A 22,406-nucleotide genomic window follows, 5' to 3' on the forward strand; every position below is an offset into this window, starting at 1 on the left:
GCCTCTGCTTTAAATGCTATAAGTTTGTCCCGCATAAAGTATAAACACCCTAAGCAGTAAAACACCGATAACAGCCGCTAATGAACTGATATAAAAGCTAAATTTTAGGCTAGCTACTTTTTTGCCAAATGCAAAATTTAAAACAAAAGGCACAATAAAGCCAACTAGCACAACACCAAGCCAAAAGAAATTTGCCCAAACGCCACTATAAAAAGCAACAGCTGCATTTTGCTGATAACTTGAACCAAGTAAAAGCGATACAAAAAGCATTAAAATGAGTAAAATTTCAGCTCCCAAAACGCTAAATTCTACGCTATGAAGCGAATGAAGGTCGCTTGAATGTGGATCTTCTTTAAATAAAGCTGCTGCGACCAAGCTACTGCCACTTATGCCAGCACTTAGTCCTGAAGCTATAAATAAAGCTGGAAGCACAGCTGTGTTTAAGAGTGGAAATCTAATCAAAACTGAGATCAAAAATCCAGTATAAGCACAAATTATTACAGCAAAAATAAGACAAATACGACTTAAAAATGGATAAAGCGGTATTAAAATTTTCATTATTAGCGCAAAAAGAGTGCTAAAGGATTTTAAACTTTTGGCTAAGAAATTTGAAATCTCATCATTAAATGCATAAAGGCACATCAAAAAGCTAAGCGGTATAAATACACAAAGTCCAGCAACACCGATAGACATAACTGATGTGAAATTATAATTAATTAAAATTTTCCAAAATAAAAGCGGTTTTTCAAGGTCAGCTATCAAGCAAACCATACCAAGCATGATACTAACAAATGCTAAAAGTGAAGCAGCCTTAAAAAATGGGCTAAAACTCTCTTGCTTTTTATAGTGTTTTAAAAGTATAGCAGCGATTAGCGCTCCACCACTCATACCAGCTAGCAAAAGATAAACAGCGATCGGCCAGCCCCATTCTACTCCATGCGAAAATGTTGCAGTAAAATTTAATACACCATCCATCTTACACCCCCATTTTTACTTTAGGAATATATCTAAGGCTTGGTTTTGTGCCAAGCTCTGCTCTTAGCCTTATGCTATCTTTTACGGCTAGTAGCTTACTGATGTGCGAATTTTCATCGTTAAGATCACCAAAGACGATCGCTTCATATCTACAAGCTTCTACGCAAGCTGGTTCTTTTTCATCCTTTAAATTTGTATCTACGCAAAAGTTACAGCTTTGAGCTGAGTGCGTAACCTTATCGATATATCTCACATCATATGGACAGGCTACGATGCAGTATTTACAGGCGATACAATCATCTATATTTGTAGTTTGTATGCCCGTTTTTTCGTCTTTATGACAAGCCTTGGTTGGACAAACAGCTACACAAGGCGCATCGACACACTGCTGACAAGACACTCTTACAAATCTTTTATCGAGTAAATTTTTAGGATTAGTCTTATCTTCTATAAAAAGTCTCATCTGTCCTTTTGGGACTAAATTTACCTTTCTGCAAGCTATCTCGCAGTCCGTACAGCCAACACATTTATTTTGGTCAAATATCATACCAAAGTGTGGTTTTTTTACACTTTCTTCACTCTTAAAAGCAAAACCACTACTTGCCGCACCAGCACCAGCAGCTACAACTACCATGCTTTTTAAAAAGGCTCTTCTATTTTTTTGATTTTGCATTTTTAACTCCATTTTATATCTTAATGAGGCTTTTTAATGCCCTCATTTAGTTCTTTCTCGTGAATTTTCTTTGCAGCCTCGGCTAATTCACCTGGCTTTAAGACCTTAACAAGCTCTATCTCAAAAACGATAGTCTCGCCTCCAGGTATGCCCTCCATGCCGCTATCGCCGTACGCAAGTTCTGGCGGGATAACAAATTTAAACTTATCGCCCTCTTTCATGAGCATTAAGCCCTCTTCAAGACCTGGGATCAAATTTAGCATAGAAAGATGAGCTGGAGCCTCTTTTGTCTCATCAAAGACCTTACCATCGATAAAACTAGCTTTGTAGTTTGCTATGATGATACTTTCTTGTTTTGGAGTTGCTCCCTTTTTGCTTGATTTTAAAATTTCATATTGCAATTTTGATTTTGTTGTTTTTACATTTTTATTTTTTGCATTTTTATCCATAAAAGCCTTGCCTTGCTTTAAATTCTCTTTAAGTATGGCGGCTTCTTTTTCTTTTACTATCTTGTCTAAATTTTCAGCTCTTTTGTTTAGTAGCTTTGCTATCTCATCATCGCTTAGTTTTAGCTCTCCTTTTAATGCATCACTAAAACCTTTGATAACAGCCTCAGCATCGTAGCTAATGCCTATTTGTTTTTGTTCAAGTAATCCTTTTAAAACATATCCACCACTTGTTGCTCCCATAGCATAAGACTCATTTGAATCTACATTTGCAAGCAAACCAGAAGCACTTAAGCTAAGAAGTAGCGTAAATTTTAAAACCTTATTTTTCATATCAAACCCTTAAGATTAAAGGGGCTAAAACTAGCCCCTAAATGCTATAAATTTTTATTCAAAATTCTTTGAGCTTCTTTTATATACTCTTTTGATGCATCGAGTTTTTGTTTAGTAAATTTAAATCCGTGCATACCCCACGAACCATCTTTTTCAACCATATCGATGATCTCTTGAGCATTTTGGATAAGCTCATAAACTCTTACTTTATCACTTGCATCAAGTTTTTTAGTCTCAAGTAGTGAGTAAAGTCCTTCAATACCAATCTTAACTTCAGAGAATTCATTCTTAACTGGAGTTTGCCATCCCATGACTTCATCATAAACTTGTTTTTGGTTTTTGAAGTGAAGTGTTGGTTTTAGCTCAGATAGTACTGGGCTGTGGCAGCCTTTGGTATCTTTCATATCTTTATCAGCCCAAGATGTTCTAGCGCACGCCCACATCAAGTCAACGTAGTTATGGCCATTTTTATCTCTCTCAAAGTGCCAATCTTTAGCATCTCTTGGACCTTTAGCAGCATCGCCTGGTACTAGAGATTTCTCTTTTGGATCAACCATGATCTTCCAGATGTGAGATCTTCTTTGAGTATCAAAGCCAGCGTTGTCTTGGAACTGAACAGCGTAGAAATTCTCACAACTCATCATAAATGGCATGTGGCAAGATGCACAAGTGTTATCTTTGTGAGTATCTGCTTTAGATGCGATATATGCTTGAGTCTCGTGGCAATCTTTACACTCTTTTCTAATTTTTGGCTTAGTATAGAATGAGCTTAGATAACCTTGTTCTGAGTTATAGTTCATACCAGTTACGCTCTTATCGCCGACAACTGGACCTGTATTGTCGTGTGGATCGTGGCAAGTAACACATCTCATACCTTTGTCGTAGTGAGCTGTAAAGTATGATTGTGAACCTTCAGAACCACATCCTGGTCCCATTGATTTAAATTTAGAACTTAAAGAAAGATCAAGCTTACCGTTATTAAGCGGATTAGCACGAGCTAGATCTGGGCTAAAGTTAAATCTTTGGTGGCAGCGTTCGCAGTTTGATGTTCTAAAATTTGTAGCCCCATCAAGGTGACCGCCAGCTCCGTGGCACTCCTCACAGCTTACGCCTTTTGAGATAGTGTGTTTTTGAAGCTCTTTAGCATTACCAAGTGCTGCGTAAAATTCTGCTTTTGATTTGAAATCGAATTTAACTGGGTGACAAACTTCACAATATGATGAGTTTGCTTGGAAAAACATTGATTTTTTATGTTTTGCGGCGTATGAAGCTAGACCTCTAACATATCCGCCATTGTCGCCGTACTCTTCAAGAGTGCCAGGAAATTCTGGGACAAGCTCTTTGATTTTCTTAACAGTTGCGTCGTCTAAATTTAACGCCCATGTTCTTTGCCATTGGTTACCACCAGCTACGATCTGACCTGTACCATCTCTTAGCAAACCGCCCTCAACGTAGTAAGTACCACGAAGTAGCCACGCATCAACGTAGCCCATTTTGGTTCTTAAGTGACCAACAGTTGCATAGATAACATCTGGAGTGATACCTTTTGGAAGGATAGAAGCGGTATCTTTGTCAAATACTGGCTCAGTTAGGTTGTTATTAACCTCTGGGTGCTCGCCAGGGAAGCGCATAGTAGTTGCGTGGCGAGATCTGCTCCACACTTCATACTGAGCTGGGTGACACTCACCGCACTTTTCTGGTCCTACAAATTTGTTAGGAAATTGAAGTGATGAAGTGGCTGGAATTCTATACATCATAGAGCTATAGCCCTTACCGCCATCTCTTTTACTAAGCTTTGACATATCAAAGCCATGTCCCTCGGCAAGCCACTCTAAGCCACGGTCGTGAACGACCATTTTACCGACGGTTTTACCACCATATTTTGTAAAAATAGGGTGGTTTTTAAATAACCAGTTATACATCTCTTGCTCTTCTACAACGTAGTCTTGCAAGGAGATAACACCTCTACTTTGCAGTGTGCCTTTAGGATTTGCGATAACATCACGTGCTTTATCGGACATCTGCATATTATGCTCTTCGCAACAGGCTTGTGAAGCGAAGATGCTAACACCCATGAGCAAACCAGCTAAGGCTTTTTGTAGATTTCTCATGTGCCCTCCTTTAAATTTTTATCCTAAAATCAAAATGATTTCATACTGATAATACTAACACCAAAAAAGGGTAGAAAAGGGGGAATTTTAATAAATTATAAATTTTCGAAACTAATTGTAAATGTAATACTATTTTCATCTACATTTCTAGCAAAGATTAGGGCGTTATTTTTGCTAGCGATTAGCCGACTCATATATAGACCAAGCCCGCTGCCAGACTCTTTTGTGCTAAAGTGTGGCTCAAAGATAACCTTTAAAAACGAAGCTTTTATCGCTCCCGCATTATTTTGCACGCATAAATTTTTACGATTATCTTTTATAAAAGTATAAATTTTTATTACTCTTGGCTTTACATAGCTTTGTTTAAATGCATCTTTTGCGTTATTTATAATATTTATTAAAATTTGGATTATTTCATTAAAATTTGCAAAAATCGTAAAATTTTCTCTTATATCGATCTCTATTTCGATTTGATATTTCTTAAGTGAGGCGTTTAGAATTTTTATAGTCTGATTTATCACTTCCTCTACGCTAAACTCCCTTTTTAAAGTATTTGGCTTAAAAAAGTTTTTAAAATCATCAACCGTTTCAGACATGAAATTTATCTGCTTGCTAGTCTCTTCTATAAACTCATAAATTTTTGCTTCATCAAGCTTTTTTCGCTCCTGATAGAGTTCTAAATTTATTAAAGCTGAGCTGATTTGAGCTAAAGGCTGCTTCCACTGATGTGAGATATTGCCTATCATCTCGCCCATTGAGGCTAGTCGGCTTTGATGTATCATTAGCTGCTCGGTCTGTCTTTTGCTCTCTTCTCCGCGCCTATGCATCTTATAAACAAGTAGTAAAAATAGCCCAAATATAAAGGCTATCGCGCTCATTATGATGACAACCTCTTTTAAATGATAAGCAAAAATGGCACGTAACGGGATTTTAAAAGATAGCATTGCCATCATCTCACTTGCTTCAGAAATTTTTCCATTTAAAATTTCATAACGATCCAACATCTGTTTTGGAGCACTTTCGCTATTGTGACAGGCTAAGCAAGATGTATTTTGACTTTTTATAGGAAGTCCTACAAAAAATTGTGAGCCGTTTTCATCTTTTATAATCTTTGAAAACTCACTAAATTTATTCTCTTTAAAGCCTCTTAACACCTGCGCTTCAAATTCATTTGGTTCATGAGCTTTATTTAAAGGCGCCATGGCGACTAGTTTGTAGTCAAAGTCAAGATTGTATTTTTTCTTTTGGATATTATAAATTTCACGGCTTATATATGAAGATGAAAGCAATCTCTCATCAAAAAAATCCTCTTTTATAATGCCATCACGCTTTAGCTGCTCTATTAGCGGACGCTGAACGCCTGCAATGTACTCTCTTACAGAATTTATACTCTCAAGCACATAATACGCCTCTTTTTTGGCATCTTTCATTGCAAGATTATTATAAAAATTTAAAACAAGTGCGGATATTAAGAGATAAACAAAGATAAAAACACCAACGATTAGCTGAAATTTATATTTCACAAAGATAACCTACACCGTATAAATTTTTAATCACATCTTTGCCAAGCTTCCTTCTAAGCTCTTTTACGATCGTCTTTATCGCCTCTTTGCTTGGCTGTTCATACTCCCAAATATAATCAAAAATTTGTTCATAAGTTATAGTTTGATTTTTATTATTTAAAAAATACTCTAAAAGCCTGCTTTCGCTCTTACTTAGATGAGAAATTTCACCATTTATATAAAGTACTTTTTTACCAAAATCGTATTCTAATTCATCATTTAGTCTAAGAGTCGGCTTGCGTCCAACAAGCTCTAAAGCAACGTCTTCTAGGGCTTTTATAAATGACTTTTTATCATATGGCTTTGCAAGATACCTTGTAATCTTTAGCTCAACTGCTCTCCACAAATACTCTTGCTCGATGTGGCTTGATAAGATCACGATAGGAATTTTTTGATTTATAGTTCTTACTTTTTTAGCGATCTCTAGGCCATCGATATTTGGCACGCTTATATCAAGTACCAAAACATCATAAGCATCGCTCATCGCTAGCTCAAGTGCATCATAGCCATCTGTTACGCCATTTACCTCGGCAAAAAATAGCTCCAAAGAAGCACAAATATTTTTTAAAATCGCCTCTTCATCTTCAAGGCAAAGGACCTTTTTATTTGATAAAACGTCTAAAATATCATATTCTTGCATAGCTTCATCTCGCTTTTTGAGCAGATATTATCACTTGGTAGCTTAAAAAATAAGATTATCTAAAAAATAATTCATACCAATATAAAAGACAGATTACTTTTAAAAATTAAACTATAAATTTTTGTTGAAGTGATTTGAAGTCTTGATTAAAATTTTTCTATGAGTACTATTTTTGGATTTTTCTAAAAATTTTAGCTATCGATCAATTTTAAAAAGAAAGATAGCTATATTTATAGTATAAATTTTAGTTGCCTCTGCTTCCAGGTTTGATCGCTTTGCTTCCATTTTTACAAAGTGGGCAATGCTCAGGCTCATAAATTTCAAACTCAAAATTTCCTAAAGCAAAAAATGGCTTATCGCTTGGTAGTTTAGCATTTGGCTTAGCCTCATTGTCTAAATTTACAACCTTACAAAAGCCACGGTTTGCAAGTGCTGCAAAGCCAACTACCTCACCACCAAGGCTCTCTATCACGTGCGCTGCTTCAAGTGCTGAACCACCAGTCGTGATAATATCTTCACAAACGATAAATTTCTCACCTTTTTTTACCTCAAAACCACGTCTAAGACTCATCACCCTATCAACGCGCTCTGTAAATATAAAACGCTTCTTTGCTGCGCGAGCTAGCTCATAGCCAGCTAAAATTCCTCCAAGTGCAGGTGAGCAAACGCTATCAAATTTAATGCCAAATTTCTCTATCACACGGGCAAGCTCATCAGCTAGCTTTCCAGCCAAAGCTGGATCTTCAAGCACCTTTGCACTTTGGAGGTAAAACTGTGAGTGATTGCCACTGCTTAGTAAAAAATGTCCCTCTAAATATGCCCCAGCCTCTTTATAAATTTTCTCTAAATCCATCGTTTTTTCCTTTTAAAATTTACTCAAAATCTTAACACAAGCCCACTTAAGCCACTCTTTTTAAAATTTAATAAGCCACACATTTGTATAATCTCTCAACACTCACAAAAAGGACGCTCATGCTTATATTTAACCCTGTTGTTTTTAGCATTTTGGTAATGACGATACTTTGTCTATTGCGTTTTAACATTTTGCTTTCTATCCTTATCTCTGCTCTTGTTGCGGGAGTAATGTATAAGCATGGATTTAGTGGATTTGAAAGTGGCATTGCAGGTGGGATAGATAGCCTCTTTACAGCCCTAAAAGAGACTACACAAAGCCTGATAAGCGGTATGCAAGGCAATCTTGAAACATCGCTTAGTTATATTTTGCTTGGTGCTTTAGCAGCCGCCATCGCAAATACAAATTTAACTGCTATTTTGATAAATGCTTTGAGCAAATTCCTTAGCTCAAATAAAGTGATTTTTATACTAACTATCGCATTTATAGCATGCTTATCTCAAAATTTAATTCCAGTTCACATAGCTTTTATACCTATTTTGATTCCACCACTTCTTGCTATTATGAACAAAATGGGAATAGATAGACGAGCCGTAGCTTGTGCTTTGACATTTGGTCTTCAAGCACCTTATGTAAGCCTTAGCGTTGGCTTTGGTCTACTTTTTCACAATATCTTAAAAAAAGAGCTAGCAAATAACGGCATAACCACATCTATTTCTGATATATCTTCTGTTATGTGGATAGGCGGCGCTTCGATGCTTATTGGACTTATCCTTGCCATACTTTTTTATGGTAAAAAAAGAGCTTATAAAACTTCAAAATTTGAAAAAGAAGAGCTTGATGAGATCGAGCGCTCAAAAAGCCTTGAGATGACTAAAAAAGAGTGGGCGGTTTTAGCTGGTGCAGTTGTGGCTTTTGGTGTGCAAATTTATACTGAGCTGCTACCTCTTGGCGCACTACTTGGACTTTTGGTAATGGTAGTTTTTGGCGGTATCGAATACAAAAAAGTAGATAAGATCATGGATAACGGCCTTGCTATGATGGGATTTATCGCTTTTATCATGCTAGTTGCTGCAGGTTATGGCACTATCTTAAGAGAGAGCGGCGGTATCGATGAGCTTGTAAAATATGCTAGCTTAGTATCTGGCGGCAAGATAGGCGGAGCATTTTTGATGCTTCTTATTGGTCTACTTGTAACAATGGGCATAGGCACTAGCTTTGGTACGATCCCTATCTTAGCTTCTATCTATGTGCCACTATGCGTTAGTCTTGGTTTTGGCGTACCAGCCATCATCTTGTTAGTTGGTATAGCTGCAGCTCTAGGAGATGCTGGAAGCCCAGCAAGCGATAGCACACTTGGGCCGACAAGCGGTCTAAATGCTGATGGTGAACACAACCACATATATGATACTTGTGTACCTACATTTGTATTTTTCAATATCCCACTCATCATCGGTGGCATCGTTGGAGCTATGATACTTGGATAAAATTTGGCGTTAATTACGCCAAATTTCTTTTTATTTCTTCTACTTTTTATCAATATAAATTTTGGAACATCTTTTGCTTTTGAAAAATATAAAAATTTAAAATGCAAAAAGGATAAGTCAATGATGAGATCACTTTGGTCTGGTGTTTCAGGCCTGCAAGCCCACCAGATAGCCATGGACGTAGAAGGCAACAATATCGCAAACGTTAATACCTATGGTTATAAATACAATCGTGCAAATTTTGCTGATATACTAAGCCAAACTCCAAGAGTCGCTACTGCTCCACAAGGTCAGCTAGGCGGTCAAAATGCTATGCAAATAGGTCTAGGAACGACTATAAACTCAACTACGAGAATTTTCTCACAAGGCACACTAACATCTACTGATAAGCAAACAGACCTTGCACTTCAAGGAAATGGTTTCTTTGTCGTATCTCCAGATGGTGGAACAACAAGATACTATACAAGAAATGGTGACTTTGTCCGTGATAAAGCTGGCAACTTCGTAAACAACAGCGGCTATATCGTTCAAGGCTGGACAAGAGATGAAGAGACTGGTACTATCGACTCAACTGGACCGATAAAAAATATCGTGATAAAAGAGGGTCTTACCACTCCAGCAAGAGCGACAACAGAAGTAAAGATAAAAGGCAACCTTGACTCAGGCAATACCATAGGACAAAGAAGCACTCCTATTTATTCACTAGACTCTGTTGCTGGCGGACGTGACTATAACAATGACGGAATTTTAAATGCAAACGAAGTCCATAACGAGAATGATGTAAATAATGATCAGTTTTATACGAACTCAAGAAAAGAGCAAAGCTTAACAGAGCGTGGTGTAGATCTTGGTGTTACATTTGATGAGCTTGGAAATGGTCTTGCTTTAAGAGATGGACAAGGCATCTGGGTGAGCTATGCAAATGCTAAAACTGAAAAATTTACAGTAGGAAGTGGATTGCCACAAAGTATCGGACAGATAAACCCAGCAGCAACACTTGATATTACGATCAATGGTACAAACATCAAATCTCAAGCTAACACAATAACAAGCATAAGTGATGTTGCAGCTGCTATTAACGCCCAGTATAATAAAACTGGCGTTAGAGCTGAAATTTCAGAAGGTAATAAACTAACACTTATAAACAGAAATAACTCAGGCACTACTGAAGAGACAAAAAATATCCATCTAAAAGTAAATGGCGGAAATACTGTTACTGGTTTAGCTGATAAAGATATCATTACAGCTTATCAATATGTCTATACAAGCTCACAAACAACAGCTGTTCACCCAAATAACGATAAAATCGCAAGACAAGTAACAACAACAGAAGATCTTCGCGCTGCTATGCAAGAAGATGCTAGAAACCACGTTGACTATAATGGCGACGGCCAAATAAACGCGAACTCAGATGCACTTGATGCGGCAAAACTAGCAACCGCAGCACATAGAATAGCACCTGGAACTGGTGGAGCAGCCATAACTAACACTGCATATCGAACAGCTTATAATACAGCATATGCCGCTGCAGCTGGTACTCCAGATGCAAAACACGCAGCTGGTATCGCAGCACTTCAAGCACTTGCAGGTGATGACACAAACGATGGCGTAAAGATCACTGTAAATAAACTAGGTCAATTTCAACTAGAAAACCCATCAAATGAAGTAGCAGATCATGCACTTTATATGACAACAACTGGTCTTACAAAGCCAGCTCAAGGTACAAATAATTCAGCTATAAATGAAAATGTTAGGCTCACAACTATTATGAAAGCACTTGATGGCGCATTAAGCCCAGGCCAAGCTCTAAGAGCAAGTGGAAAGATGATGATGTCAAGCCACGGCTCAACGGCAGAAATTTTTGACTCACTTGGCTCAAAACACACAGTTAGTATCAAATGGACAAAGACAGGCACCACAACAGATGGTGGAACTGAGTGGAGCATGGTTATACAAGTACCAGAGCCAGCTAAGATAAACTACACAGGTGAAGGTCCAGATAACGTTATAACTGGAACAGCTAGATTTAACGCAAATGGCTCACTTGCAAGTTTTCATCCAGCAACGATAACATTTTCAGCTAACAACGGCTCACAAAGTGGCCAAAATATTAGTTTAAATTTTGGTCTTGGAACTGACTTTAACGGCTTAACAAGCTTTGATAAAGACTCATCAACTGAATCAATCTCGCAAGATGGCTACACAGGCGGCACATTAAACGGCATAAAAATAGATGAGACCGGAACGATAATAGGCTCATTTTCAAATGGTCAAAGCTTTGGCCTAGCTAAAGTAGCACTTGCTACCTTTACAAATAACGAGGGTCTTCAAAGCGAGGGTGGAAACGTATTTTCACAAACCGCAAACTCAGGTGAAGCAGTCATCGGTGCAGCTGGTACAGGCGATAAGGGAACGATCGCAGCTTCAAAACTTGAAGCTAGTAACGTCGATCTAAGTCGTGCGCTAACAGATCTTATCGTTATTCAAAGAGGTTTCCAAGCAAACTCAAAAACGATCACAACAAGTGATGAGATGCTAAATACACTTCTTCAATTAAAACAATAATAACTAAGACTTTTACAAAAGGGAGCGTTTGTCTCCCTTTGAAATTTATGCTTTAAATTTACAAATAAAATCAGCCTTTTTTTTGTAAAATGTTAAAAAATTTTACAAAAGAGAAAAAATGCAAGTAACACTACTAAATCACACTCCACTAAATATCTGCTCTCACGCGATCCGCACATGCTGGCAAAGCTTTGAAAAAGGCGACAATGGCGGCGAAAAAGATGTTGAGCTAATAGATAGAGTAGGAAATAAATTTAAACACGCCTCGACCTTAGAGCACCTATACTACAACTTCTACATCCAAGGCATCTCTCGTGCGCTACTTCAAGAGCTAGCTCGTCACCGCTTGGCAAGTCTAAGCGTCAAATCAACTCGCTACACACTAAAAGAGCTAAAAAAAGAGGAGAAATTTGAAGTAGGACAGTTTGAGCGTGCGGCTAAATTTATCGTGCTAACAAATGACGAAATGGTCGATAACGCAAGCATAAAAGCACTTGAAAATTTGCGTGAAATTTTAGCCTCAACTACAAAAAGCCTTGACATCGTCAAATACTGCCTGCCAGAGTGCTATAAAACCGAGCTTACATGGAGTATAAACGCTAGAAGCTTACAAAATTTCATCTCTTTAAGAAGCTCAAAATCAGCCCTTTGGGAGATAAGAAATTTAGCAAATGCTATCTACTCTGCCTTACCTGATGAGCATAAATTTATATTTGAGAGATGTTTGCCAGATGATGAGTCAAACTAACACTTATGTTAGTGCGGTTTGTGGTTTAGAAGTGATGAAATAGGCAAATTTACTTTTGTAAAACGTAAATAAGTTCGTCTACGTGGATATTTCTAGCTTTTAAATTTCTGCTACCACGGTAGGCGTTGTATTTTTTACGAAGCAGATGAACCTTGCCCATTTTGTTTAAATTTTTATCAAACTCATCTTGGTTGATAAAGCCCTCTGAGTTAAACGAAATGAGTACAAATTTTGCTTTTAAATTTGCTATCAACTCGAAAAATGCCTCACTTGCTGATGATTTTTTATTAAAAACTGATCTGTTCCAGTCCTTTGCGATGCCTGAAACTTTTGAAATTTTACTTGGCTCTTCATAACTTGCGATGAGATTTAGCATGAAATAGTTTGAACCGTATGGGTGCTGATTATAAGGCGGATCAAGATAGACTAGATCAAGACCATCAAGCTCTTTTGCGAGCAAATTTGCGTCCTTTTGATAGACCTCAAAAGGCACGTTAAAATTTGAAAAAATTGGCTTAGTCAAATTTATATCAGAAGTGATCCTTGAGATGGCATTTTGCCCCCTGCCGCCAAACTGACCGATGCCCTCTTTATTTTTATGAAAACCTTTAAAAATTCCACTTGTATTTGCATGTACGCTTGCATTATAAAGAAGTGGAGCTATGAAGAAATTTTTCATTTCAGCTGGCACTAACTCATCTATGAGCCTTCTTGCTGTATCAATAAAAATGGCATTTTTTCTAGTATAAAAAACCCTCTCACCCTCGGTAATATTTTTATCATCTTGTGGGGCGTAAAGCCTTGTTATAAAGCCTTCAGAAAGGTTATTTTCTATCTCTTTTTCAAGCTTTTTTTGCCAGAAATTTATCTCATTTTTTAGCTCATTTGTGGCGTTTTGTAGGTAGCATGAGTTTGTGATGAAGCTGTAAAGCTCCAAGTCGTTTGCCACTAGAAATTCGCTATTTTGCTTTAAAAACCTAGCCACCACGCCACTTCCACTAAAGAGGTCGCAGCAGCTAAGTTTCTCTTTTTTAAGCTCGTCTTTTGCGTATTTTACACCTAGATCTATAAAGCCTAAAAGAGAGCGTTTGTTACCAAGATAGGTTAAAATTTGCTCTTTTAAATAGGCTTGATTTTCTTGTTTTGTTGGCTTCAAATCAGTGCTTTTTTAGTCCCATAGCATCAACGTCAAGCTTGATCTCATCGTTGTTTATGATGACTAGACCAAGATCAAGAATTTTCTTTGCTATTGCGTGTGCTTCATCAAGTGAGTGCATCTTATAAGTACCGCATTGAAATTTATTTAGCTCTGGAATTTTATCTTGATCTTTGACCTCTAAGATATCTTTCATAGAGGCTAACCATGCTTTCTTTACAGCTTCTTCGCTAGGTGTACCGATCACACTCATATAAAAGCCAGTCCTACAGCCCATCGGTGAGATGTCTATGATCTCTACTCCATTGCCGTTTAGATGGTTTCTCATAAAGCCAGCAAAGAGGTGCTCTAATGTATGAGTACCTTTCTCTGGTAAAATTTCTTCATTTGGCTTGCAAAATCTCAAGTCAAAAACACTGATATCATCGCCCTTTGGCGTTTTCATACTTTTTGCTAGTCTTACTCCTGGGGCTTGCATTTTTACGTGATCTACACAAAAACTATCGAGTAGTGGCATATCTTCTCCTTTAAATTTTTGGTAATTCTAGCGTAAAAAATGTTTAAAATTTAAAGGCTCATGCAAAATTTCACATAAGCCTTGTAATATTTGAATGTTTGTGAGTATTAAAATAATAAAAATTTTACTTAATATTATAAATTTCTCATATATTCTGTACTATAAATACCTTGAATACGTCTTTCCATGTCACTATACCAACTTTTTGGAAGAGTAGTGAGAGAGTTAAATTTCTCTAGTAAATTTAAATTTTCATTTGGTGTGAAAAAGAGCCTATTTATCTCCAAAATGCTCATGCCAACTTCATCCTTTTTGATGATCTCTATGGTGTCACCTGCCTTGCACGATCCTGGTGTTATTACGCGGTAGTACCAGCCAGTAAGGCCAGTTTCAAAGATGTGGGTAGCCATATTTTCATTGCCCCATCTTTTTGAGAGCTTAAAGCAAGGCTTTCTTGGCTGTGATACTTGAAGGATTAGTGAACCGATTTTATGTATATCACCTACACAGACACTACTCTCATCAAGACCGTCAATGCATAAATTCTCACCCATAGCTCCATAAGCCATATTTTTTAATCCTAAAAAACTCTCCCAATCGGCGTAATTTGCAAATGAATTTGCAAAAACTGCCTTTTCAGGGCCGCCATGGTGCTTTGTATCAGCGACACTATCACCCTCAAAGCCAAGCTCATTTGCAAAAATTTCACCATTTTGAGCTACTTTAAAAATAGCTGAGCTCCAAGGTAAATTTAGCTTATCAGTCGCACTTTGCGAGCCGTAGTTTTTTACCTTGCCGATTAATAATGCTTTTACTATTGCCATTTTTTTCCTATCAAAATTTAGCTTACTCTTAAATTATTTGCGTGAGTTAGCGCGATTGCGATCGCATCAGTTATATCAAGTGGTTTTATCTCTTTGTTTATACCTAAAATTTTCTTCACCATAAACGCCACTTGCTCTTTGTCAGCTTTGGCCTTGCCAGTGACAGTTTTTTTTACTTGAAGTGGTGTATACTCGGCAAAATCGCCATGAAGCTGTAAAATTTTAAGGCTAAGTGCACCACGAAACTGAGCGAGTTTTAAAACTGTCTTTGGGTTGTAAGCAAAAAATATATCTTCGATCGCAACCTCATCGAATTTATGATTTTTAAAGATGAGATCAAGCCCCTCACAAAGCTCGGTAATCTGATACTGAAGTGTATTTGGTTTTATTTTTATGAGTCCTGCTTCAAGAAGTGTAGTTTTAAATTTATTTTTTTCAAGTATCGCATAACCGCAATTCTTCGTTCCTGGATCGATTCCTAAAATTTTCATAACTATCTTTTCAATACTTTTTCACGACTTTTTCACGATGTGAAAAAGTTTGTCAGAGTTTAACAAAGGTTTTATTAAATTTAAGATAGTATCACTATAAAAATTCTCGAAATTTAAGGCATAAAAATTTGATAGCAGACGAAATTTTAGAAAATCTTTCAACACAAATTTCACCTGAAGAATACCAAAGTTATATCAAGCAATTAAAATTTAACGAAAAGGCTTCAGACGATCATATTATAGTATTCACTGCACCAAATGAGTTAATGGCTAAATTTATAAATACAAGATATGCTGATAAGATCGCTCATCTATATGAAGTTAGAACAGGGATAAAGCCAAATATTGAAATTTCATCTACTAAAAGTAGCAAGGTATCGAAGCAAAATCAAATAAATGTTAAGCAAATAAAAACACAAAGTAGCATTTTAAATCCAAGCTACACATTTGAAAATTTTGTCTGTGGAGCGTCAAATCAATACGCATTTTTAAGCGCAAAAGCAGCCGCTGAAAAACCTGGCGTACTTTATAATCCACTTTTTATCTATGGCACGACAGGGCTTGGCAAGACTCACTTACTCCAGTCAGTCGGAAATCACTGCCTAAATAAAGGAAAAACCGTTATTTGCGTAACTAGCGAACAATTTATGATAGATTTTACCAGTCATATAAATAACCACTCAATGCCAAAATTTCGTGAAAAATATAGAAACTGCGATGTTTTACTAATAGACGATGTACAGTTTCTTGGTAAAACTGATAAAATCCAAGAGGAATTTTTCAACACATATAATGAACTTTTAGCAAAAAATGGTCAAATAGTTATGACTTCAGATCGACCTCCAAAGACACTAAAAGGCTTTGAAGATAGGATGATTTCAAGATTTGATAAGGCTTTTATGGCTGATATTACGCCACCTGAACTTGATACAAAAATAGCCATCATCATCAAAAAATGCGAATTTGATAAAATCGATCTAAATAAAGAGGTCATAAACTACATAGCTACAAACATGGGAGATAATATCCGTGAGATCGAGGGAGCTATCATAAATTTAAACGTATTTAAAACTCTTATGAAAGAAGAGATCACACTTGATCTTGCAAAAAGTATATTAAAAGATCTGATCAAAGAAAAACGTGAAAATATAAATTTCGATACTATCGTTGAAATAGTTAGTAAAGAACTAAATATCAAACAAAGTGATATAAAAAGCAAATCAAGAGTTACAAATATCGTAGAAGCAAGACGAATCATCATATATCTTGCAAAGATGCTTACAACAAACTCAATGCCACAAATTGCAAACTATTTTGGCATGAAAGATCACAGTGCCGTTAGTCATAATATTAAAAAGATAAATGAGCTAATACAAACTAATGAAATTTTTAGTCTAAAAGTTACTGAATTAAAAAACAAAATTTTGACAAAAGGATAAAATACAATATGAAATTTGTGAATAAATGTGAAAAAGAAAATATAATTTTTCACATTTCAAATAGCTGTATTTCGGTGTTTAAAAGCACTTTTCACTTTTTAACATCACCTACTAAAACAAAAAAATTAAATTTAAAAATAGAAGGAAGTTTTTAATGAAAGTTTTAATAAACAAAAATATGCTTGAAAGCATAGTAACAAATACAAACCCATATCTTGAAAAAAGAGATCTTAGTGCTATAACTTCTCACATTTATATCTCAGCAAAAGATGGAGTTTTAAATATAAAAGCAACTGATCATGAGATAGGACTAGCATATAAGCTAAGTAATGTAAAAATCGTTGATCAAGGCTATGCAACTGCAAATGGTAAAAAACTATTAGACATTATAAAAAGTCTAAAAGACGAAGAAGTGATGTTAGAAACTGTAAATAACTATCTTTATATAAAACAAAAAAACTCAAAATATAAACTTCCAATGTATAAATTTGAAGATTTTCCAGAATTTCCAACGATTGAGGGTAAATCAAAATTTGATGTTGACGCTGTTATGTTAGGAAGAAGTTTAAAGAAAATTTTACCAAGTATTGATAGTAATAACCCAAAATTTGAACTAAATGGTGCTTTCCTTGATATTAAACAAGACTTTATAAATATCGTTGGTACTGATACAAGAAGACTTAGTGTATTTAAATTTCAAACACCAACTGAAAAAGAATTTTCACTTATAATCCCTAAAAAAGCTATCAATGAAATACAAAAACTATTTTTTGACAAGATAGAAATTTACTATGATGAGAATATTTTAATCGCGCAAAGCCAAAATTTTGAGTTTTTCACAAAACTTATAAATGGTAAATTTCCAGACTATGAGCGTGTCATACCAAAAGAGGTAAGAAAAAGACTTCAATTAAGTAGAGATAAGATGATAGAGGGTATAAAAACTATCTCAATGCTAAGTGATACAATGAAAATAACTTTTTCAAAAGACAATATAACATTTGAAAGTGTTATAGAAGATAACTCTGAAGCAAAAACTATGATTGATTATCAAACTGGCTTAGAAGATGAATTCTTTATAGGCATAAAAAATAGATATCTACTTGACTTTTTAAGTAGCATCGAGGATGAAAATTTTGAGCTTGGATTTAATGAAAGCTCACTAGCATTTGTTGTAAATTCAAAAGAATTAACAACAGTAATAATGCCGATAAATTTATAAGATAAGGCAAGATTATGGAAAATAATTACGGCGCAGAAAATATCAAAGTACTAAAAGGGCTTGAGGCGGTTAGGAAGCGCCCAGGCATGTATATAGGTGATACTAACATAAGTGGTCTTCACCATATGATCTATGAAGTCGTTGATAACTCTATTGACGAAGCGATGGCAGGATACTGTGATACGATAGATGTTGAGCTTACACGTGAGGGCTCAGCGATCATTAGCGATAATGGCCGTGGTATCCCAGTAGATATGCACCCAACTGAGAAAATTTCAGCTGCGACTGTTGTTTTAACTGTTCTTCACGCTGGTGGTAAATTTGACAAGGATACTTATAAAGTCTCAGGCGGTCTTCACGGCGTTGGTGTATCTGTCGTAAATGCACTTTCTAAAAAGCTAGTCGTAAATATCAAACGTGATGGAAAACTTCACAGACAAGAATTTGCAAAAGGTATTCCTCAAAGCGATCTTGAAGTTATAAAAACTACAAACCGCACAGGTACGCAAGTTGAGTTTTGGCCAGATGATAGCATATTTGAAGTGACTGAATTTGACGATGAAATTTTAGTAAAAAGATTTCGCGAGCTAGCCTATCTAAACCCAAAGATAACTATAAATTTTAAAGATCAAAGAAATGGCAGAAGCGAGAGCTTTCATTTTGAGGGCGGACTTGAGAGCTTTGTAACTGATATGAACAAGGCAAATCCTGTTAGCAAAGCTGTCTCATTTAGCGGCGGCGAAGATGACGTTATGGTTGATTTTGCGCTGCTTTACAACGACACTTATAGTGAAAATTTACTAAGTTTTGTAAATAACATCAAAACTCCAGACGGCGGTACTCACGAGGCTGGCTTTAGAGCGGGTCTTACAAGAGTTATCACAAACTACGTTCAAGCAAACGCTGCTGCACGTGAAAAAGATACAAAAATAACTGGCGAAGATATCCGCGAGGGATTAATTGCAGTTGTTAGTGTAAAAGTGCCAGAGCCTCAGTTTGAGGGACAAACAAAGGGAAAACTAGGCTCAAGCTACGTAAAACCTATCGTTCAAAAGATGGTTTTTGACGTGCTTACAAAGTATTTTGAAGAAAACCCTATCGAAGCAAGAGCGATAATGGAAAAAGCTCTAATGGCAGCTCGTGGTCGCGAGGCTGCTAAAAAAGCTAGGGATCTAACTCGCAAAAAAGAGAGCATGAGCGTAGGCACACTCCCTGGTAAACTAGCTGATTGTCAGAGTAAAGACCCAGTCATTAGCGAGCTATACCTAGTGGAGGGCGACTCTGCAGGCGGTTCTGCAAAGCAGGGACGTGATAGGGTTTTTCAAGCGATATTGCCGCTTAAGGGTAAAATTCTAAACGTTGAAAAGGCAAGACTAGATAAAATTTTAAAATCTGACGAGATAAAAAATATGATAACAGCGCTAGGTTGCGGTATTGGAGATGAATTTGACGCTGAGAAGCTTAGATATCATAAGATCATCATCATGACCGATGCTGACGTCGATGGTAGCCACATCCAGACGCTTCTTTTAACATTTTTCTTTAGATTTTTAAATAAAGTTGTAGAAAATGGCCACATTTACCTAGCTCAGCCGCCACTTTACCGCTATAAAAAAGGTAAAAAAGAGATTTATTTAAAAGATGAGAAGGCATTAAACGAATTTCTTATCGAAACTGGCATCGAAGGCGTTGATATAGAAGGTATCGGTAGTGCGGATTTGATCGACTTTTTAAAGATCGTTGCAGCTTATAGAAGCGTCTTAAAAGAGCTTGAAAAACGCTTTAACGTCCTTTCAGCGATCCGCTATATGATAGAAAATCCAGACATCGTTTCAAAAAGCTACAATGAAATTTTTGAAATTTTAAAGAATTTCTTAAAAGCTGAGGGTCACAACATTCTAAACCACTACGTTAGCGATGATGAGGTTAGAATTTATGTCCAAACTGAAAGCGGCCTAGAAGAGCTTGTGGTAAATGAAAATTTATTCACAAATCCACTTTACGAAGAGGCGCTTTATATCAGCCAAAAGATAAAAGAGCGCGGCCTAGACTTGCATAGTGACGTTATAGACGTGCTTGATGAAGTAGAGAAAAATGCTAAAAAAGGTGCATATATTCAGCGCTACAAAGGTCTTGGTGAGATGAACCCTGAGCAGCTTTGGGAGACTACGATGAACCCTGAGAACAGAAGACTTTTAAAGATCAATATAAACGATGCTATAAGCGCCTCTGACACGTTTAATCTCTTCATGGGCGATGAGGTCGAGCCAAGAAGAAACTACATCCAAGACCACGCAAAAGACGTTAAACACTTGGATATTTAAAAGGTGATCAAATTTAAATTTGACCTAATTAGCAAAAAATAAAGGATAAAAAATGAGTGAAGAGCTAGAGATAGAGATGAAATACGGCGAGAAAATTTTGAAAGAATTTGACGTAGAGAGTGACCTTGAGGTCTGGGAAAATAAGCAAACAAGGGACTATGTCATAAAGATCACTCTGCCTGAGTTTTGCTGCCTTTGCCCTCGCTCTGGTTATCCTGACTTTGCGACGATATATCTTGAGTACATCCCAAATAAGCTTGTAGTCGAGCTAAAAGCGATAAAGCTTTATATAAATAGCTTTATGAACCGAAATATCAGCCACGAAGATAGTATAAATGAAATTTACTCTGTTTTAGAAAAAAAACTTGAACCTAAATTTATGAAGATAGTTGGTGACTTTAACCCACGTGGAAATGTCCATACGGTTATTGAGATCAGCTCTGATCTAGTAGTGAAAAAGCCAGTTGAAGAGAAAGAATTTACTCCTAGAACTAGAGAGAGAAGTAGCTTTGGTGATAAGCCACGTGAAAGACGTAGTACGAGTGATCGTGGCAGTAGCAGGAGCAGCAGTAGAACTGGTGGCAGCAGAGGTGGCAGAGATGATAAATTTCAAAAAGATGACAAACCAAGAAGAAGCTCAAACAAAGAGGGCTTTAGAAAGATAAGCTACGCAGATAATAAGAAGCCAAAAGTAGTCAAAAAGGATAAATGATGATAAGTGCTAAGCTTATAGAACATATCTTTAAAGCAGCATCTATATCACGTTGGAACGACTATCCAAAGATGGCAAATTTAGTCGAGCTTGACAAGCAGGCTCATAAATTTATCATCGCTTATTTCATAGCAAAACAAGAGCAAGACGCCGATATGAACTATATCATTGAGGCTGGAATTTTTGAGTTTTTAAGTAGGGTCGTAGTCACTGACATACGACCAGATGTCTTTCATCACATACAAAAGACAAAAAAAGAGCAGATAAATAGCTGGGTCTTAAGCAACCTAGAGGAGCTGATCTCAGAGATCGAAGATGGCAAATTTTTAGAGAGATTTAAAAACCACTTTAAAAATGATAAAAAGCATGAAAAAGAGCGCCTGATCCTAAAAGCAGCCAGCTATCTTGCCACGAGGTGGGAATTTTCCATCGTCTATCAAACGAGCCAGTTTTTAAGCGATATCGACGAGCTTAAAGCTAAGGTTGAGGAGGAGATGGAGGATTATTATGAGTTAATTGGCGTTAGAAAGATCGCTATGAATCAAAAATTAGCTCGCCTAGTTGATCTAAGCGGTAGACTAAGGTTTCAAAAGCGCTGGGCACAAACGCCTCGCATTCCTGAAACTGCGGTCTTAGGACATATGCTAGTAGTTGCGATACTTAGCTATTTTTATTCACTCAAAGCAAAAGCTTGCAAAAAGCGTCTAGAAAATAACTTCTTTTGTGCGCTATTTCACGACCTACCAGAGAGTCTCACAAGAGATATCATAAGCCCTGTAAAATACGGTGTAAAAGGCCTAAATGAGATCATCAGCGAGTATGAGATGAGGCTTATTGATGAGAGGATTTTGCCATTTGTGCCTGAAAAGATCAAAGATGAGTTTAGCTACATCCTTGGTATCAGAAAAGATGGCGAGAAATTTATAAAAGATGAGTTTGAAAATAGAACTTATGAGCGCAAGATCATCTGCCACGAAGGGACGATGGAAAACGTAAATGAGGATAAATTTAACCCGATCGACGGCAAAGCGCTAAAATACTGCGACAAGCTCTCAGCTTACATAGAAGCCGGAATTTCTATAAGTTATGGCGTCAAGTCAAAAGAGTTAACTGATGGTTTTAATAATATGTATAAATTTTTTAGCGAAAAACCTAAGATCGACGGAGTGGATTTTTTAGAAATTTGTGATGATTTTAATGAGCATTTTGGTTTAGAAAGACCCCCTCTCAGATAACTGCGGCACACACTTAATACAAGTGCTCTGCTGTGTTCCCACCCTGAAGCGGTGCTCATAAAAAGCATTGCACAGGTCTAAGAAGGAGCTTCG

General features: G+C 36.7%; 19 protein-coding genes and 1 other RNA gene. 8 read left to right on the forward strand and 12 right to left on the reverse strand.

The window, feature by feature from the left end; translation table 11 throughout:
* Positions 1-9: 9 nt before the first annotated feature.
* The 7 genes from nrfD to pyrE form a co-directional block, all read right to left on the reverse strand.
* Positions 10-975 carry an NrfD/PsrC family molybdoenzyme membrane anchor subunit gene (gene nrfD, locus CVS93_RS06700; protein WP_107687051.1) on the reverse strand — a complete coding sequence of 322 codons (966 nt, stop codon included), beginning with the start codon at positions 973-975 and terminating at the stop codon, positions 10-12.
* 1 nt (position 976) lies between these two features.
* Complete coding sequence (locus CVS93_RS06705) at positions 977-1,648, reverse strand: 4Fe-4S dicluster domain-containing protein (protein ID WP_021090331.1); 672 nt, start codon at positions 1,646-1,648, stop codon at positions 977-979.
* Between the two features lie 20 nt (positions 1,649-1,668).
* Positions 1,669-2,427, reverse strand: coding sequence for an FKBP-type peptidyl-prolyl cis-trans isomerase (locus CVS93_RS06710; protein WP_072595292.1), 759 nt, complete (start codon positions 2,425-2,427; stop codon positions 1,669-1,671).
* Between the two features lie 44 nt (positions 2,428-2,471).
* A complete protein-coding gene (locus tag CVS93_RS06715; protein ID WP_021090404.1) occupies positions 2,472-4,538 on the reverse strand; it encodes a multiheme c-type cytochrome in 2,067 nt (688 codons plus the stop codon).
* Between the two features lie 95 nt (positions 4,539-4,633).
* Positions 4,634-6,061: a DUF3365 domain-containing protein gene (locus CVS93_RS06720; protein ID WP_107687052.1), complete on the reverse strand. Its 1,428-nt coding sequence runs from the start codon at positions 6,059-6,061 to the stop codon at positions 4,634-4,636.
* Positions 6,051-6,740: a response regulator transcription factor gene (locus tag CVS93_RS06725; RefSeq protein WP_054197345.1), complete on the reverse strand. Its 690-nt coding sequence runs from the start codon at positions 6,738-6,740 to the stop codon at positions 6,051-6,053. The genes CVS93_RS06720 and CVS93_RS06725 overlap by 11 nt, the downstream gene beginning before the upstream one ends.
* A 244-nt stretch (positions 6,741-6,984) precedes the next feature.
* Positions 6,985-7,593, reverse strand: coding sequence for an orotate phosphoribosyltransferase (pyrE, locus tag CVS93_RS06730; protein WP_107687053.1), 609 nt, complete (start codon positions 7,591-7,593; stop codon positions 6,985-6,987).
* 119 nt (positions 7,594-7,712) lie between these two features.
* Between pyrE and CVS93_RS06735 the strand changes: the two genes are divergently transcribed.
* The 3 genes from CVS93_RS06735 (at position 7,713) to thyX (ending at position 12,393) form a co-directional block, all read left to right on the forward strand.
* On the forward strand, positions 7,713-9,080 hold the full coding sequence (locus tag CVS93_RS06735; protein ID WP_103579966.1) for a Na+/H+ antiporter NhaC family protein: 1,368 nt from the start codon (positions 7,713-7,715) through the stop codon (positions 9,078-9,080).
* 120 nt (positions 9,081-9,200) lie between these two features.
* The gene (gene flgE / locus CVS93_RS06740) at positions 9,201-11,645 is read left to right on the forward strand and encodes a flagellar hook protein FlgE (protein ID WP_107687107.1); all 2,445 of its coding nucleotides are present in this window, start codon (positions 9,201-9,203) and stop codon (positions 11,643-11,645) included.
* A gap of 118 nt (positions 11,646-11,763) precedes the next feature.
* Positions 11,764-12,393, forward strand: coding sequence for an FAD-dependent thymidylate synthase (thyX, locus tag CVS93_RS06745; RefSeq protein ID WP_107687054.1), 630 nt, complete (start codon positions 11,764-11,766; stop codon positions 12,391-12,393).
* Positions 12,394-12,442: 49 nt separating this feature from the next.
* Here the strand turns inward: thyX and CVS93_RS06750 are convergent, their stop codons facing one another.
* The 4 genes from CVS93_RS06750 to ruvC all read right to left on the reverse strand — a co-directional run bounded on the left by CVS93_RS06750 (position 12,443) and on the right by ruvC (position 15,387).
* Positions 12,443-13,549 carry a DNA adenine methylase gene (locus CVS93_RS06750; protein WP_107687055.1) on the reverse strand — a complete coding sequence of 369 codons (1,107 nt, stop codon included), beginning with the start codon at positions 13,547-13,549 and terminating at the stop codon, positions 12,443-12,445.
* A gap of 1 nt (position 13,550) precedes the next feature.
* A complete protein-coding gene (gene luxS / locus CVS93_RS06755) occupies positions 13,551-14,066 on the reverse strand; it encodes an S-ribosylhomocysteine lyase (RefSeq protein WP_072595298.1) in 516 nt (171 codons plus the stop codon).
* Between the two features lie 134 nt (positions 14,067-14,200).
* A complete protein-coding gene (locus CVS93_RS06760; protein ID WP_107687056.1) occupies positions 14,201-14,890 on the reverse strand; it encodes an MOSC domain-containing protein in 690 nt (229 codons plus the stop codon).
* A gap of 17 nt (positions 14,891-14,907) precedes the next feature.
* Entirely contained in the window at positions 14,908-15,387 is a 480-nt protein-coding gene (gene ruvC, locus CVS93_RS06765) for a crossover junction endodeoxyribonuclease RuvC (protein WP_188115405.1), read from the reverse strand.
* A gap of 122 nt (positions 15,388-15,509) precedes the next feature.
* Here ruvC and dnaA point away from each other — a divergent pair, with 122 nt between their 5' ends.
* The 5 genes from dnaA to CVS93_RS06790 all read left to right on the forward strand — a co-directional run bounded on the left by dnaA (position 15,510) and on the right by CVS93_RS06790 (position 22,313).
* Positions 15,510-16,820, forward strand: a complete 1,311-nt coding sequence (dnaA, locus tag CVS93_RS06770) for a chromosomal replication initiator protein DnaA (protein WP_054195855.1) — start codon at positions 15,510-15,512, stop codon at positions 16,818-16,820.
* 154 nt (positions 16,821-16,974) lie between these two features.
* Positions 16,975-18,042 (forward strand): DNA polymerase III subunit beta, encoded by a 1,068-nt coding sequence (dnaN, locus tag CVS93_RS06775; protein ID WP_107687058.1) that lies wholly within the window; start codon positions 16,975-16,977, stop codon positions 18,040-18,042.
* Between the two features lie 14 nt (positions 18,043-18,056).
* On the forward strand, positions 18,057-20,366 hold the full coding sequence (gene gyrB / locus CVS93_RS06780; protein ID WP_107687059.1) for a DNA topoisomerase (ATP-hydrolyzing) subunit B: 2,310 nt from the start codon (positions 18,057-18,059) through the stop codon (positions 20,364-20,366).
* 52 nt (positions 20,367-20,418) lie between these two features.
* Complete coding sequence (gene queF / locus CVS93_RS06785; RefSeq protein ID WP_234400104.1) at positions 20,419-21,078, forward strand: preQ(1) synthase; 660 nt, start codon at positions 20,419-20,421, stop codon at positions 21,076-21,078.
* Positions 21,078-22,313 (forward strand): HD domain-containing protein, encoded by a 1,236-nt coding sequence (locus CVS93_RS06790; RefSeq protein ID WP_107687060.1) that lies wholly within the window; start codon positions 21,078-21,080, stop codon positions 22,311-22,313. The genes queF and CVS93_RS06790 overlap by 1 nt, the downstream gene beginning before the upstream one ends.
* Here the strand turns inward: CVS93_RS06790 and ffs are convergent.
* An RNA gene (gene ffs, locus CVS93_RS06795) (signal recognition particle sRNA small type) lies at positions 22,300-22,397 on the reverse strand. The two genes, CVS93_RS06790 and ffs, sit on opposite strands and share 14 nt — an antisense overlap.
* Positions 22,398-22,406 lie beyond the last annotated feature (9 nt).

Source organism: Campylobacter concisus, from assembly GCF_003048535.1.
GTDB lineage: Bacteria > Campylobacterota > Campylobacteria > Campylobacterales > Campylobacteraceae > Campylobacter_A > Campylobacter_A concisus_S.